Origin of the sequence: Azospirillum sp. 11R-A (genome assembly GCF_049472615.1) — a bacterium.
GTDB lineage: Bacteria > Pseudomonadota > Alphaproteobacteria > Azospirillales > Azospirillaceae > Azospirillum > Azospirillum palustre.
Map to the genome: position 1 here is coordinate 41,708 of NZ_JBCEBL010000006.1, position 15,811 is coordinate 57,518.

The window sequence follows — 15,811 nt, forward strand, 5'->3', positions numbered from 1 at the left end:
TTCCTTTATAGCGATGAGGGGATTCAGCGGATGGTCCGGAACGCCTTGCGCATCTCGTCGGCGAAGAGAGCGGGCTGTTCGAAAGCGGCGAAATGGCCGCCCTTGCTGACTTCGCTCCAGTAGAAGAGGTTCGGCCAGTGGGCTTCGGCCCATGCCTTCGGTGCGCGATAGATTTCCTTCGGGAAGATCGTCGTCGCCATCGGCAATTCGATGCGGCCGGCATCGAAACCACCGCCGTTGCGGGCGTTCTCCCAATAGATCCTTGCCGAGGATGCGGCGGTGTCGGTGAACCAGTACAGCGAGATGTTGTCCAGCATCTCGTCGACCGTCAGCGCATCCTCCGGTTCGCCGCGATTGTCGGTCCAGGCCTGGAATTTCTCGTAAATCCAGGTCGCCTGTCCCACCGGCGAATCAGCAAGCGCATAGCCGATCGTCTGCGGCCGCGTCGCCTGTTCCTTGAAGTAGCCGAACTGATCGTTGGCAAACGTCATCGCCGCGTCCATGGCGGTCTTTTCTTCCGGTGTCGGATTGTCCGGAAACTTCTCCGGGAAGACGAGCGGCCAATTGACATGCGCGGCGATGAGGCCCTCCGGACGGATGTGGCCAAGCGCATGGGTGACGCCGGAGCCCCAGTCACCACCCTGGGCGACCCATGTGCCGTAGCCAAGGCGCTTCATCAACTCGCCCCAGGCTTTCGCCGTGCGGACCACGGTCCATCCTTCCGCCTGCGGCTTGTCGGAGAATCCGAAGCCCGGTTGGGACGGAATGACGACATGGAAGGCATCTTCCGCCTTGCCGCCATGCTTGGTCGGGTTGGTGAGAGGATCGATGATTTTGAGGAATTCGACGACCGACCCTGGCCAACCATGCGTCAGGATGATCGGCAGTGCCTGCTCGTGCTTCGACTTCACATGGATGAAATGGATGCCGAGTCCGTCGATCTCGGTGCGGAACTGCGGGTAGCCATTGATGCGCGTCTCGAAAGCCCGCCAGTCGTACTTGGTTTCCCAATAGGAGATCAGCGACTTGGCCTTATGGAGCGGCACGCCCTGGGACCAGCCGGAGGCCGTTTCCCTCTCGGGCCAGCGGGTGTTCCTGAGGCGGCGCTTGAGATCGTCGATGGCGGCCTGTGGCACAGAGACCTTGAACGGTTTTACGTCTTTGGTAGCTGGGGGAAGGGTCGGCATCGCCGCCGCCACGGCTTGCGAAGCCAAAGCGGTCGCCACGGGCAGGGCCACGGCGAGTTCCAGCATGCGCCGGCGCGACGTGCCGGTCGATTGAACCGTCATATCGATTTCCTTGATTGATGATCTACTTGAGGAAGCCGGTGATGTATTTCAGAGTTTCTTCCGGCTGTTCCTCGGCGATGAAATGACCGCTGTCTGCGATCTTGTAGGCCGTGAGATTGACGGCCTTTCGCTCAAGCGTCGTCTTCAGCCAGACATAGCCAGGGCCGCCGAGGGCGAGAACCGGCATCTCAAGCCGGGAGTAGGTGCCGTCATCGATGATGTCCTGTGGAAAAGCCTGGTACCATGCGTTCCCGGCGCGGATCGCATCCCGGCCCGCATAGGCTGCGGCATAGACGGCACGGTCCCGGGCGTCGATCTTGCTTTCGTCCTTCATCAGGTAGCGGAAGAACCACCTCTGCTCGATGTCCTGCCGACCCGCCAGAAGGTCTTCCGGAAGGCCCTTGACCTGATGGAAAGCGAACCACCAGGCATAGGCATGATCCTCATCGATCCTGTCGCCAAAGGTTCCGGCTGTCGGAAGCAGCGGCCATTTGGCAAGTTCCGCGTCCGGATGCGGAACGTCGAGCATCACGACCTTGCCGGTGGCGTCGGGGTAATTGGCGGCATAGGCGAAGGCGACCATCGACCCGATGTCGTGGCCGACCACATCCGCCTTGGCATAGCCGAGCGCCTCGACCAGTTCATGAACGTCGCTGGCGAGTCTCTTCTTCTCGTAGCCATCGGCAGGCTTATCGGATTGGCCCATACCGCGGATGTCGAGCGCGATCACCGTGTGGGTCCTGGCAAGTTCCGGCATGATCTTGTGCCAGGACCACCAAGTCTCCGGCCAGCCCGGAAGGAGGATCACCGGTGAACCTTCACCACCGATCACGTAGTGGAGCTTGACGCCATTCACGGTGACATCGGCATTGCGAAACCCCGGAAGCGAGGCGACAAGCTCGGCGTCGGTCGTTGCCTGGGTAGCAACGGTTGCGGCCGCGGGTTGAGCGGCGGCGGGAGCGGCCGTCGAGACGATCGCGACGAATGCCGCAGCCGCGAGCTTGGCCGCCGTGAGGTTTGGAAAGGGAAAGGTCACGTCAGATTTCCTTCGTCCCGGCATCGGGGAGAAACAGGCTTCTGGCCACCAGGACCGCGGCCAGGAGGTTGAGGCAGGCACCAGCCAGAAAGGCACCGATGAGTCCTTGAGCGTCGGCAATGAGCCCGCCACCGAACGCGCCAATCGCAAGGGCGATCTGAAAGACGCTGACGGTGATGGCCGAGCTGGCTTCGAATCTTTCGGGATCGGCAGCATAGGTCCAGATCTGCAGGCAAACGGGAACCGCACCGAAGGCGGCACCCCACAGCGCGACGGAAATGGCTTGTGCAGGCGCGCTGGCGGGCGAAAGAGCGGTCATGACGATGAAGATCGCCATGGCAAGTGCGACCATCATGAAGCCGGATGCCGGGTTTCGGCGGCTCAAGCGCTCGCCGAGGAACGTGCCGGCAACCCCGAACAGGCCGTAGATGGCAAGCACGAAGCCCAATCGCGTCGGATCCGCTTTGGCATTTTCGACCAGATGGGGTTCGAGATAGGTGTAGGCCGCGAACTGGCCGGCCGCAGTCAGGGCGGTCGCGACGAACGCCAGCGCAAGGCTGCGACTGCCGGCCGTTTCAACGAGGCTCTTCACCGACTGCCCGGTGGCAATCACGATTTTCGGCAGGAACAGACTCTGCGCGGCCATCACCAAAAGGCAGAGCGAGGCGACGGTGAAAAACGATAGCCGCCAGCCCATGACGCTTCCAAGAGCCGAGCCCAATGGAACGCCAACCACGGTGCCGATCGATATTCCCGCCATGATGATCGACGTCGCCCGATCGCCGTGCTCGGCGGTCACCAGCTTGCGTCCGGTGGCCGCCGCGAACGTCCAAAAGCCGCCGACACTGACGCCGAGCAGGGCCCGTCCGATGAGTGCGACCGCGAAACCGGAAGCGGTCGCGACGATCAGGTTGGAAACCAGGACGAGGAGCGTGAATCCGATCAGCAGGAGCCTGCGGTCCAGCGTCCGGGCCGTGATCGTGCAAACCGGGGCGGCGATGGCCGCAACGATGCCAGGCATCGTCACCAGCAGGCCGGCCTGACCGGCGGGAATGCCGAACTGGTCCGCGATATGCGACAGCAAGCCGATCGGAAGGAACTCGCTGGTCACCAGCGCGAAGGTGCCGACCGCGATCGTGAAGACCGCAGGCCAGGAAGAGGTCACAGTCGCGCTGTTCGCCGTCATGGTGGCTCCTCGAGATTTTGGAGTTGCAGGAAGCTCCCCCGCCTGGGGTTTCGGGCAGCCGGCGTGGTGAAGAGGTTGGAAACGGCCAGGTCCGTTCGACGCACAGCAAGGTAGAGAGGCGGGGCGGCGGCCGGGAAGAGCATCGGTTTGGAAACATCATCCATGGTGATGGATGACGCCGCGACCGCTCTGCCGCGACCGCTGCCCCGCCTTGGTCCCTCAAGTCTTCACAAAGGCGAGGAGATCGGCGTTGAGGACATCGGCGTTGATCGTCAGCATACCGTGCGAGAAACCGGGATAGGTCTTGAGCTGGCCATTCTTCAGAAGCTTGGCAGACTTTACAGCCGAGCCGGCGATTGGCACGATCTGGTCGTCTTCGCCATGCAGCACCAACGTCGGGACTGTGATCGCGGTCAAGTCTTCCGTCTGGTCGGTCTCGGAGAATGCCTTGATGCCCGCGTAGTGGGCAATGGCGCCGCCCATCATGCCCTGCCGCCACCAATTCTGAATCACACCCTCCAGGACTTTCGCGCCTTCACGATTGAAGCCATAGAATGGGCCCGCCGGGACGTCGCGGAAGAACTGCGCACGATTGGCGGCGAGTGCCGAGCGGAAGCCGTTAAAGTCCTCGATCGGCAGGCCTTCCGGGTTATCATCAGTCTTGACCATCAACGGCGGCACGGCGGACACCAGCACCGCCTTGGCAACACGTCCGGCCGGCTGGCCATATTTCGCGACATAGCGGGCCACCTCCCCACCGCCGGTGGAGTGGCCGATATGGATGGCGTTCTTCAGGTTCAGATGCTCGACCACGGCAAAGGCGTCGGCAGCGTAATGGTCCATGTCGTGCCCGTCCGAAACCTGCGCCGAGCGCCCATGGCCGCGGCGGTCGTGGGCGACGACGCGATAGCCCTGCTGCAGGAAGAACAGCATCTGCGCATCCCAGTCGTCGGAGGAAAGCGGCCAGCCATGGTGGAAGACGATCGGTTGCGCATCATTGCGCCCCCAGTCCTTGAAGAAGATATCGACGCCGTCTTCGGTCTTGATGTGACTCTCGGTCATGGGGAGGGTTCCGTCGTCGAAAATGGTTGTCACTTGCCAGCCGCGAGGCTTGGCGCCGCCTGCAGCCACAGGGAGCGCGGCCGGCGGCGCGCCGGTGATGAGATCGAGGCATCGCACGGTCTCAGGGTCAGGCTCTGGTCGTCGATTGACGTCACGGCATTGACATCCGCAGGAAGCTCTCGGGTGGAGCGAGTTGACCCTATTCCCCACCGGACCGCCAAACGATGGGCGTTCTTGCGCTAGCTGCACGTTCTTGCTTCAAAATGAGCAGGGGCGGGATTTTGCTGTTTGTCTCTCGGTATGGATGGCTAGGTTCGGCGATGCGCTGCTGCGGTACGCATCCAATTCCAGCACCGGGAGGCATCATGAGCGCCGACGACGCCACGGCTCTTCACGAGAACGTCGTCCGGATCGAAAGGCGCATGCACTCCTGGAACGGTGTGACGGTCGTCGATGTTCATGAACACACCCGTGGCGAAGTCCTTCATTCCCTGGTCAATGACGAGGACACCGGTGTCGCCCTGGCGCTGAACGAGGTCGGCGGCGTCACAGAGCCGCGTCTCAAACCCGATCAGGCCTGCCCGCTCGATCACCGGCCGAACCACATGACACTGGTGCCGAAGGGGATGCCGCTATGGGGGTACGCGACCAGGGATCTGCATTACAGCCGATATGCGCTGCTGCTGTTCGATCTCGATGCGCTCGAAATGCGGTTCGAGGAGGGTTTCGATGTCGGGATGTTCGCCCGTCCGCGCCTGCGGTTCACGGACGACAGGCTCCACGCACTCATCCGGATGCTGGTAGATATTCCTGAAGAGGATGCATCGATGACCCTGCTGGGCGACAGCCTGACCTCGGCGGTCTTCGCACTGTTGTCCAACGAAAATGAGCAGCTTACCGCCGGCCCGAAGCTGTCCTGCCATGCATTGTATCTTGTCGAGAGCTACATCCAGGACCAGTTGCCGCGGCGGATCGAACTTCGCGAACTGGCAGAGCTCGCACAAATGTCTCAATGGCATTTCTCCAGGGGATTCAAGGAGTCCACGGGACTCTCACCCTATCAGTGGCAACTGACCAAGCGACTGGAGATGGTTAAGGAGTTGCTTTTGCAAAACGATGCGCCTTTGAACGCCATCGCGACGGCGACGGGTTTCCGTGATACCGCGCATCTTGTTCAGACCTTCAAACGCCGCATCGGTGAAGCCCCCGCGGTTTGGAGGCGGGACAGACGGTGAACCCGGCCGTCGGATTCGCCAGTCTACCCATACCTAAGTTTACATGCCTCACGGCAGGAAGCGCTGTAAATATTCCGTTCGGAGCGTCAGTATGGGGCCTGCCGATGGACACCCGAGAAGCAGAGCTTCTAGGTCTGCCGTATAATATCCGCAGCATCGTGACACGTAGCCAGAGCTGGAATGGCGTACGCGTCGACATCACGAAGGCCCATTATGACGAGGGGGAGATACTCCACCCGCTTGGCTATGAGAACAAGACCCGCTTGTCGGTCAATCTCGATGAAGTGGGCGGTATTACCGAACCTCGCCTGAGCAGGACCGTGCCATGCCCGGTGGGACACAAGCCACGCTACATGGCTTTTGCGCCGGCCGGGACCGCGCTTTGGGGTTACGCGTCGACGCTCGGCTTCTGCTACGACGCGACGGTGATGTTTGATCTGGAGGCCCTTGAAGAGCGCCTGCAGCATGGTGTTTCCCGAAGCAATGGCGAAGCTCCAAGATTGCGCTACGCGGAACCCAGGATCTGGACGCTGGTCAACATGCTGGTCGCCATTCCGGAAGGCGACAGTTCCTATCAACTCTACGGCGACAGCCTGACGGCCGCCATTTTCGCCATCGCTTTCGAATCCCAGGAGACGCACAGACGCTCCGGAGCTTTGGCGCCTTGGCAGCTGAACCGGGTGGTCGAGTACATGACGCGACGGCTTCCCCGCCAAGTCGAACTCCAGGAACTGGCTTCCCTGGTAAACCTGTCCCAATGGCATTTTGCGCGGGCATTCAAGGCATCGACCGGAATGTCGCCTTACCAATGGCAGTTGGATGCCCGTCTGAAAGAAGCGCGCAACCTGCTTCTGGCAACCGACCTGACGATCGAGGACATTGCAATCGCGACAGGTTTTTCCGACCATATGCACCTGATCCGTCAATTCCGTAACAAGATCGGCATGCCCCCTGCCGCTTGGCGCCGCATGCACAAGTCCTGAACCAAGGCTCCTCCGGCGATCTGGCAGATCACGCCTGTCAGCATCCAACCGATCGCCCGCGGCCTCGGTAGTGAGGTGGTCCCCGGCCGTGGTGTAGGAGCGGAAAGGCGSKCAWGGTCTMTAGCAGGCCGCGGAAAAACGAACATATTTTGGCTTTTTGCCTCTGCTGAGGCTTGGAAATGGCGTTTCCGCCGCCCGTTTTAGTCAGAATGGAGCGCCTTTTCGCGCTCCGAGMCGCCCGGAGCCGCCGTTSAGGCGGASTYCGGGCGTGATTATGCCGCCGCCARCAGYTTKGGCAGGCGGATCAGGTTGTAGGCRGYRGCGGTCAGSRTGAACATCCARCCGACGCGGGCCGTRCCGCGATGACGCGTTTTGCGCAAGCCAGCTCCCTTGATCCAGCCGAACAGCTCCTCAATCCGTTTGCGGATGCGCAAGGACACGGCATAGCCAGRGTGGCGGGTGGTCCGGCCGTCGATCGCCGAGCGGCGGTTGCKCGTGTTCTGCGCGACRTGCGCAGCGGCGCCCAACTCGCGCATGTTCGCCACGAAATCCYTGGTGTCGTAAGCCTTGTCGGCGCCCACCGTGATGCGGTGGCGGCCGGGAATGGCCTCGACCATGGACACCGCCGCCTCGCRTTCGGCCAAGCCGGTGGCYGCCGTCAGCCGGACATCCACCACCAGGGCGTTCCGGTTCTCCATCAGGGCGTGGCCCATGAAGGCCAGCTTCGCCGGCTGCCCGTTGCCCTTGCGGTACAGYCGSGCCTCGGGATCGCTGGTCGACGCATGGGTCTCGTTGGACCGCTTCTCACCATGGAARTCSCGKTCGCCGTTGCGWCCCGGCCCMGGCGGCTCGCCGCTGCCRTCYTTGGGCCGGAAGCTCTTCACSSWSGCCCAGGCTTCGATCARCGTYCCGTCCACCGAGAAATGCTCGTCCGACAGCAGCGCCTTGACCTTCGGCTGGCMCAGCACRGTGGCCAGGAACTTGGYYGCCACATCGCCGGCCAGCAGGCGCTCACGGTTCTTGGTGAACACSGTMACGTCCCACACCGGGRCGTCCATCGACAAGCCGACGAACCAGCGGAACAGCAGGTTGTAGTCRAGCTGCTCCATAAGCTGGCGTTCCGAGCGCACCGAGTAGAAGGCCTGGAGCARCAGYGCCCGCAGCAGCTTCTCCGGCGGGATCGACGGCCGCCCGATCTTGGAGTACAGCCCCTCGAACGCCGGCGACATCACCTCCAGCGCCTCGTCCACGATGGCCCGGATCGGTCGTAGAGGATGGCTCGCCGGAACACGGGCCTCACAGCTCACATAGCTGAACAGCCCCTCGCTGTGGTCGTCCGATCCCCGCATCATCCCCCCAACGGCCGCTTTCTCTTCAACCGGAGAGAATCACGACTGGTCAGCACAGCACAGCCTTTTTCCGCGGCCTGTTAGAGGCGCTACACATTCGAGAAATTGGTGGTGAAAAGAGGAAGCACTCTTTTTCCTTCATACAACCTGCGTACGAGTCTTGTATTGCCGAGCGATCTAGGTAGACTTAATGCGGCTTGCGAGGAAAGGACATCCTTCTTATGCAGCAAATTTAGTGACTGAACATATCTAGATGTGCTTCGTAGTTGCATAAGTCGTAAGCCTCTTGTATATCCACAAACGGTGCGGGCGGAGTGGTCGTATTACGGCCGCTGGCCTCCAGCGATGGCGGCTACCCTTACGGTGCATGTCTAATCGTAGCTCCGGCTTTCCTGATATCAGGCTCTCCTGAATTCAGGAACTAGTATTCAGTCCAATGCGCCCGCACCAAAATTAACATACGAGGGCCAAAATGAACGATACTATCGCGGACAACATATGGATAACAGCAAAAACCAGAATGTTTACGGAAGCCAGATATAGATCATACAATCTTCTGGCTAATGTGTGGATCACGACTTGCTCTCTCCTTCTTATCTTTTTTTCATTGTTTACTGACGAAATATCGGCCGTAATTCATCACGCAGACAGGCTTAATATTGCACTAAGCATCGCGGTTCTTGCTTTGTCTTTGGTACTGTCTGGCTTCCGCTTCTTGGAAACGGCTGCCCAGCACCGAGAGTGTTATATCAAGCTTCAAGCGCTTTACGAGACCAGGGGTTGCAATCAAAACCTCGCAAAAGAATACAACGCAATATTGGATGCATATCCAAATCACGACGATCAAGATTACGACAATTTGGTAATTGATAGAGCTATTTTTCGCGACAAGCCGATCACTGACCCCAAGACTAAAGAGCCAATTAAACCCACAACCTATATGATCGTAAGGAAATCTATTCGCACCGCAATCTTGCTCATTGCATCTTATCTTCTGCCAGCAATGTCTCTTATTGCGCTTGTTAAGATAATTTGGAGATAAATTATGACTGACATCGCAACGCCAGTAGTCCCGTATAGAATATTCCGCAAAACGTTTAATCCCAAGAAACTGATATCCCTGTTCAATGACAAAATCTCGTCAACGAAGGCAGTAGGAAGAGATGGCGTCCGCGTGGAAAAGTTCGCTGAAAAATTAAATGACGAAGTAGCGTTGATCGTTAGAAAGGCAAGCGATGGGAAATACAAGTTCACAAAGTACAAGCTGAAGCTGGTTTCCAAAGGCGTTGGGAAAATACCTAGAGTCTTGTCTATCCCAACTGTGCGCGACCGTCTTGCGTTGAGGGCAATGTGTGAGTTTCTTTCTACTATATTTCCCGATGCGGTCACAAAAAAGCCACACAGCTACATCAAAGCAATCCGGGAGTCTCTGAATTCTTTAGATGATAGCGCTGTTTTCCTTAGAATAGATGTTAAGGATTACTACCCGTCAATCGACAGGACAGTTCTGGAAAGCATAATAAGGAAAAGAATAAGAAAAAGGCAAGCTAGAGATATCATTATGGCGGCCGTCTCAACAACTACAACGGGAGGGGACGACTCCGGCATCCCACAAGGTTTAAGTATTTCTAACATACTTGCTGGAATATATCTCCGTGATTTCGATATCTATGCAGAGGGGCGTTGGAAATATTTCCGCTACGTCGATGATATTCTTATAATTTGTAAGGACACTAACGAGGCAGACAAGGCTTACCAAGAGATATCAAAGAAGCTGCTCGCAGAAAAGAAACTACAGTGCCACCCAATTTCAGAGAATGGAAAGTCCTGTATAAAAAAGGTTACCGACGGAGTAGATTACCTGGGATACACAGTATCGAAGAATATGATCTCTGTAAGAGAAGCATCATATAAAAATATATTCCCAAAAATACTTTCTGTCTTGACCTATCATCGGCATCACAAGGACGAAGCAAAGCTGATATGGCGCCTCAATCTTAAGATATCAGGATGCATTTTCAACGGAAAAAACTTCGGGTGGATGTTCTTTTTTATGCAGACGAAGAATACCAGCCAGTTGGTAAATTTGGATAGGTTCGTAAAATCCCAACTGTCAAAGAGGGGTTTGGATCATGTCACACCCAAGATAAAAACGTTTGTAAAATCATACCATGAAATGAGATACAAATACATGACTACAAAGTACATTATAAATTTTGACAAGTTCAACATTGAGGACAAGGTCGAGGCCATAATTTTGCTAAGCGGCGAACCACTGTCTGTATTTGACAATATGACCGACAAAGAAATCTCGCAGAGATTTTACAAGGTCATTGGCAAGGAGGTAAGCGAGCTTGAAAAAGATGTAATGGAGTTCTTCTCTTAGCGATGATGTCTGTAAATAGTGGAAGCATCATGATGTCAGGGTCTAAAATTTATGAGGAAATGGCGAAAACGCTTGAGCTAAGTGGAGAATACAAAGTTCTGAGAAAAATAAAAAGAAGAGAAAGATACAGCCCAGATGATGGTTCCCCAAAGAAAATTGGGGTGGTTATTGACTTGGAAACTACCGGGCTGGATCCGATCAACGACGAGATTATTGAGATCGGAATGATTGCATTTGAGTTCAGCTCCGAGGGGGCTGTCTTCTCTATAATAGACACAGTCGAATCTTTTCGAGATCCGAAGCGGCCATTAACCTCGGAAGTATCAGAAATAACCGGCATAACAGATGAGATGATTAAGAATAAAAAACTACCAAGAAAGAGGATCTCTGAAATTATTTTAAAGGCTGATGTCATCATCGCCCATAACGCTGCATTTGATAGAAAGTTTTTTGAACGACAGTTTCCAAAGCTACCCAAAAAAGCTTGGGCATGCTCTTTGTCCGAGATCGCATGGAAAAATGAAGGTGTCGAGAGCCCTAAGCTCTCCTTTATTCTAAACGCATATGGCCTCTTCCATGATGGACACAGAGCGGCTGAGGATTGCCTCGCATTGCTAGAGCTCATGTCACTTAACTTGAAAAGGACTGGAAGGCCAATATTGAAAGTGCTGCTGGATCAGGCAAGGGAACGCACATTTCGCATATGGGGAAAGGAAGTTCCATTTTCACTGAGAAACGAACTGAAGTCGAATGGATATCGATGGAGTGATGGCGAAAATGGAAAGCAGAAAGGTTGGTGGAAGGACGTATCCCAAGATGATATTGAAAAAGAGATAAATTATATAAGCTTAAGATCGCGCAATTTCAATAGCTCTATAGATGTTTATTCTTTTAATGCTTTTGATAGATATTCGGAAAGAGCCTAGTATTTCAGAGTTCATTCATGAAACTATCCAGATATCCACGAGCCTGATCGAAGCGCCCCAATAGACCGTGCCCTAGCGAGCCGTCTCACGCCCACGCCTAAGCTGCCCCAATAAAGTACCCTCTTGCCTTTTTGAGACAATGAGACGATAACGTCTAAGGGTTTATTGAGACACTTGGGACGGAACAGGCCATGTTGATCGGATACGCTCGCACCAGCACCCTCGACCAGAAGGCCGGCATTGAGGCACAGGTCCGTGACCTTCAGGCCGTAGGGTGCGAGCGGCTGTTTCAGGAACAGGTGTCGTCGGTGGACGTGGCGAACCGGGAACAGCTTGCTATTGCCCTCGACTTCATCCGGGAAGGGGATGCCCTGGTGGTGACGAAGCTCGACCGCTTGGCCCGCTCCGTCGCCCACCTGATGACGATCCTAGACGCCCTGAAGGCCAAGGGCGCATCCCTGCGCATCCTGAACATGGGCATCGACACCAGCACCCCCACGGGCAAGCTGATGCTGACCGTCCTTAGCGGCGTGGCGGAGTTTGAGCGGGACATCATGCTTGAACGCCAGCGGGAGGGCATCGCCAAGGCCAAGGCTGAGGGAAAATACAAGGGCAGGAAGCCCACGGCACAGGCCAAGGCCGAAGACGTAATGGCCCTGAAGGCGCAAGGTGTGGGTGCCAGTGAGATAGCCAAGCGGCTCGGGATTGGCCGTGCCAGCGTCTACCGCATCCTTGGGGCCGATGCGTGATCCAGGGACGGCAGGGGGGATAGGAGTCCCAAGGGACCGGAAGACACTCTCGCCCTCCCCTGCCCCCTCTGGAAATCACACTTCGCAGAATGGGGTTAAAGCACCGTTATTTGGTTGTTGTTCCGCCCTTCCTTCACGTAGCACCGCTGTAGATTTCTCCCTGCCCTTGTCACCCGGCGGGTTCCAGATGCGAGAGGTCAACACCGAAATCCAGCCTCTCGATCAGGGCCAAGCGTTCGGGTGCCGAGAGTAGCTTTCCGCCATAGACGCCGTAGGTGATGCCGACATTGACCACATGGCCGGCAAGCTGCCCGCTGAGTGTTTCCGGCACCCCGGCAACCTGCAAACTGGATATGAAGGTGTGGCGGAAGCTGTGGAACTTCAGACCGGAGCGGCCAAGCCCGACCAAGTGCCTGAAGTGCGACCACCACGCACAGAACTTCTCGCTATAGCGCCCATCGGCACTCGGCTTTATCTCAGGCCAGAGGGGACCGGCGCCCTTCTTGGACACCTGTTCGTGGTAGGACAACAGGCCGAGCCGGATCAGCCGCGGATGCACCGGGACGATGCGCGTCCCTGCCGCCGTCTTCGTGTCTTCCACTGAGAAGCACCAGATGCCCTCGATCTGCCGCAGGTCCGTCACCTTCAGCTTTGCCGCCTCTTCAGCCCGCAAGCCCGAATGCAGGGCAATCAGGGGCAGCCAGAACTTGTGGTCCTTCACCAGAACGCCGCCGGGCCTCTCTCGCCGATCCGCCCGCCAATGGCCGGTGTAGAGCGGGCAATGAAACAGCACCTTCAGGTCGGCGGGGGTATAAGAGCGCCTAACAGAACCATCTCTGGACGAAACGCCAGCAGATGAGGCTGGCGGCGATGTGGTGGAAAGCGGTGAAGATGTCGGCGCGCCGTTCGTAGCGGACGGCGATGCGACGGAAACGGGCAAACCAAGCGAGTGTCCGCTCGACCACCCATCGGTGTCGGCCAAGGCGCTCGCTGCTCTCGATGCCACGCCGGGCGATGCGTGGAACGATCCCCCGCCGGCGTAGCGCCTGCCGGCAGTGGGCGAAGTCGTAGCCCTTGTCGGCGTGCAGTTTGGCTGGTCGACGCCGTGGCCGTCCCGCACACTGGCGGATTGCCGGCACGGCATCGACCAACGCCTCCAGGAACTTGCTGTCATGCCGGTTGGCCGGCGAAATCCTCAAGGCGAGGGGGATGCCATTGGCATCGACGAGGATGTGGCGCTTGGAGCCCGGTTTGCCGCGGTCCGTTGGGTTCGGCCCGGTCTCTTCGCCCCCCTTTTTGCTGGAACGCTGGCGCTGTCCACCGCCGCGCGATCCCAGTTGATGGCGTTGGCGTAGCCAAGCCGATCAAGCAGCACGAGGTGCAGCCGCTCCCAGACGCCGGCTTGCTGCCATTCGTGCAGCCGGCGCCAACAGGTCATGCCCGAGCCGCACCCCATCTCCACCGGCAGCAACTCCCAGGGAATGCCCGAACGCAACACGAACAGGATACCGGTTAGCGCAGCGCGGTTGTCCAGCCGAGGCCGCCCGCCCTTCGGCTTGGGCGCCTCCGGTGGGAGCAACGGTTCAATCAGCGCCCAAAGGGCGTCGGATACAAGAGGGGAAGCCATACCCCTCTCAACCGCCCAAATGCCGTTTTGTTAGGTGCTCTAAAGCTGTCGCTCTCTGGCAAGTGGTTTCTTGTCACGGGCAGCGCGTCGCGATTGGGTCCTCGAACGGACACCTTTGGGTGCCGCATCGTGTGGCGGACGGTAGCGTATCACTGGCTGGTACCTGCGCGCGGTGCATTCGCTGCCTTGGATGCTGGTTCATCAACCATCACGACCCGCATGCCCAATGTTGTCCGCATTGCGGGGCAGATGACGGCGGCGCAGGGGCCGTCGCTGCAGCCGCCGCCGCTTATACCGCCGGGCTGTCGCCGGGGTGGCCGGGCGGGTTCGACCCCAGCGGTTTTCGTTTTGCGGTCACAGACGCGTAATCGAGGAGTCCGGGGGAGCGATGCACCGGTGAGGCCGACCCCACTTGCCGTCGGCTTCAGCGACCACGTGGACCTACCCGGGCTGATGCAGGCGGGACGCTGGTTCTCACCAGTGATGCTGACTTGTTGCACCGAGCGCCTGCGGGCGACGCGAGGTGCGGTGGCTCGGGTGCGGCGGGGAAAGGACGAGGAAAACAGCGGAGGGCTCAAATAGGCTGACAACGAAAAACCTCAGGAGAAAGCGACAGTAGGGCTATCGCGTACCGTCCTCGCCTCAATGCAACACGCCCGTAAGGGTCGAAAAGCGCCGACTGGCCGTACCGGATGAGCGTTAACGCAGATTTCGGAGTCGGTCCCGCAGGGCCTCGGGATTCGGCGCATGGGCTGGGTTCTTAGGTGAGCGCAGTCTCAGCTTTTTCAGCCCGTCCGCGAATTTAGTCCCGGCGATGACGGCTGAGACCATCAGCACGCCTCCTTTGTCGGGGTTGAAAGCGATCAGGTTCTGATCGAACAGCGTATGGATGTCGGCGCGAAGCAGCAGACCGTTGGCGACATGGTCGGTATGTTTACCAAGGTGCGGAGCAATGTGAGCAGCCTCTAATGTCTCTACCAAGTCGCAGCCGGTTACAGCACAACGCTCGCTATAGGCGGCCAGCAGCGCCTTTCGGAATGCCCGTTGGCCTTGGCGTTGTACAATCGCACGCAGGGCTCGGGTGCGAGCATCCGTCGTGTCGGACGGATCAAACGCGCCGTCTCGTTCGGCAGCCTCGCAAACTGCATCTAAGATGGAGCCGTCGTCCTCCGCTCTGTGGACGCCGAGGGAGGCCAATCCATCAAGGAACGTGAGCGAATTGATGCGCTGGGGATCCAGTATTTCACCGGTCGCGAGCCTCTTGGTGATCAGCCCGAAGATCTTAGCTGGATACCGTCGCCCGTTCACCAGCACGAAGTGGGCCGTCGCCCACCGATTAGTGCCGGCGAACGACTTTACCTGTTCGGCCGAGTTCTCATCGATGAATGCGGCGGCGGCCAGGATGTGCTCATCCCGCACCCCCTTTGCAACCTGCGCCGCCAGCGTTTCCCCCGCGTTGTCCTGCGGGACCGGAGGGGGAGCCGAACTGTCCGCCGACGCCTTTGCCCTCAACACGAGGTATTCGATCCGCTGATCGGATGGTGGTTCGCGGAAGACCTGTCTACGCACGGCCATGCGCACGCAGCCTCGATCCAGCTGAAAGACTTCGCCGTCGGAGAACTCGAAAGCCCAAGGCACCCGGTCCTCACCTACATGTTCCGCTATCCGGCGGGCCTGATCCTCAAACCATAGTTGACGACCACTGTTTGGCTTTCCCTCTGACCGCAACTCTCCGAAAGTGGGAGGCGGCTTTCGGGTCCATTGGGAGAAGGGCGGCTTTTCGCCTACCTCCTTGCCTGGGTAGACGTAGTCAGGGGTCGGATACGGCAACTTGAAGGGGGGCATAGGCGTCCAGGATCGAAGCGGATCATCTCCGTATCATACCGTATTTTGAGAAAGGCAGCCCAGGACCGGCTGACGGCCGACGTCGACCTTCCCGGGCCGATGCAGGCGGGAGAGTAGGCAGCACGCTCTCACGACTGA

Annotated in this window: 13 protein-coding genes and 1 pseudogene; 6 read left to right on the top strand and 8 right to left on the bottom strand. The window is 58.1% G+C overall.

Annotated elements, in window-relative coordinates:
• Positions 1 to 23: 23 nt before the first annotated feature.
• The 4 genes from VH569_RS11015 to VH569_RS11030 form a co-directional block, all read right to left on the bottom strand.
• Positions 24 to 1,289 carry an epoxide hydrolase family protein gene (locus VH569_RS11015; protein WP_423315374.1) on the bottom strand — a complete coding sequence of 422 codons (1,266 nt, stop codon included), beginning with the start codon at positions 1,287 to 1,289 and terminating at the stop codon, positions 24 to 26.
• Positions 1,290 to 1,311: 22 nt separating this feature from the next.
• Positions 1,312 to 2,325, bottom strand: coding sequence for an alpha/beta fold hydrolase (locus VH569_RS11020; RefSeq protein WP_423315375.1), 1,014 nt, complete (start codon positions 2,323 to 2,325; stop codon positions 1,312 to 1,314).
• Between the two features lies 1 nt (position 2,326).
• Positions 2,327 to 3,511: an MFS transporter gene (locus VH569_RS11025; RefSeq protein WP_423315376.1), complete on the bottom strand. Its 1,185-nt coding sequence runs from the start codon at positions 3,509 to 3,511 to the stop codon at positions 2,327 to 2,329.
• Between the two features lie 219 nt (positions 3,512 to 3,730).
• Positions 3,731 to 4,573 carry an alpha/beta fold hydrolase gene (locus tag VH569_RS11030; RefSeq protein ID WP_423315377.1) on the bottom strand — a complete coding sequence of 281 codons (843 nt, stop codon included), beginning with the start codon at positions 4,571 to 4,573 and terminating at the stop codon, positions 3,731 to 3,733.
• A 365-nt stretch (positions 4,574 to 4,938) separates the two neighbouring features.
• Between VH569_RS11030 and VH569_RS11035 the strand changes: the two genes are divergently transcribed.
• Complete coding sequence (locus VH569_RS11035) at positions 4,939 to 5,808, top strand: helix-turn-helix transcriptional regulator (RefSeq protein WP_423315378.1); 870 nt, start codon at positions 4,939 to 4,941, stop codon at positions 5,806 to 5,808.
• A gap of 104 nt (positions 5,809 to 5,912) precedes the next feature.
• Positions 5,913 to 6,791 (top strand): helix-turn-helix domain-containing protein, encoded by an 879-nt coding sequence (locus VH569_RS11040; RefSeq protein WP_423315379.1) that lies wholly within the window; start codon positions 5,913 to 5,915, stop codon positions 6,789 to 6,791.
• A 272-nt stretch (positions 6,792 to 7,063) separates the two neighbouring features.
• On the opposite strand, the gene VH569_RS11045 is transcribed toward VH569_RS11040, so the two are convergent.
• On the bottom strand, positions 7,064 to 8,140 hold the full coding sequence (locus tag VH569_RS11045; protein ID WP_423315576.1) for an IS5 family transposase: 1,077 nt from the start codon (positions 8,138 to 8,140) through the stop codon (positions 7,064 to 7,066).
• 472 nt (positions 8,141 to 8,612) lie between these two features.
• On the opposite strand from VH569_RS11045, the gene VH569_RS11050 reads away from it, so the two are divergent.
• From VH569_RS11050 to VH569_RS11065, 4 genes are all read left to right on the top strand, one after another.
• Positions 8,613 to 9,182, top strand: a complete 570-nt coding sequence (locus VH569_RS11050; protein ID WP_423315380.1) for an SLATT domain-containing protein — start codon at positions 8,613 to 8,615, stop codon at positions 9,180 to 9,182.
• Between the two features lie 3 nt (positions 9,183 to 9,185).
• Complete coding sequence (locus VH569_RS11055) at positions 9,186 to 10,526, top strand: reverse transcriptase domain-containing protein (protein WP_423315381.1); 1,341 nt, start codon at positions 9,186 to 9,188, stop codon at positions 10,524 to 10,526.
• Between the two features lie 29 nt (positions 10,527 to 10,555).
• On the top strand, positions 10,556 to 11,452 hold the full coding sequence (locus VH569_RS11060) for a 3'-5' exonuclease (RefSeq protein WP_423315382.1): 897 nt from the start codon (positions 10,556 to 10,558) through the stop codon (positions 11,450 to 11,452).
• Between the two features lie 191 nt (positions 11,453 to 11,643).
• Positions 11,644 to 12,201: a recombinase family protein gene (locus VH569_RS11065; RefSeq protein WP_111066588.1), complete on the top strand. Its 558-nt coding sequence runs from the start codon at positions 11,644 to 11,646 to the stop codon at positions 12,199 to 12,201.
• 169 nt (positions 12,202 to 12,370) lie between these two features.
• Here VH569_RS11065 and VH569_RS11070 read toward each other — a convergent pair whose 3' ends face one another.
• From VH569_RS11070 to VH569_RS11080, 3 genes and pseudogenes are all read right to left on the bottom strand, one after another.
• Positions 12,371 to 12,922, bottom strand: coding sequence for a site-specific integrase (locus tag VH569_RS11070; protein ID WP_423315383.1), 552 nt, complete (start codon positions 12,920 to 12,922; stop codon positions 12,371 to 12,373).
• A 100-nt stretch (positions 12,923 to 13,022) separates the two neighbouring features.
• A pseudogene (locus VH569_RS11075) lies at positions 13,023 to 13,828 on the bottom strand (IS5 family transposase).
• A 699-nt stretch (positions 13,829 to 14,527) separates the two neighbouring features.
• Positions 14,528 to 15,403: an HNH endonuclease gene (locus VH569_RS11080; RefSeq protein ID WP_423315578.1), complete on the bottom strand. Its 876-nt coding sequence runs from the start codon at positions 15,401 to 15,403 to the stop codon at positions 14,528 to 14,530.
• Positions 15,404 to 15,811 lie beyond the last annotated feature (408 nt).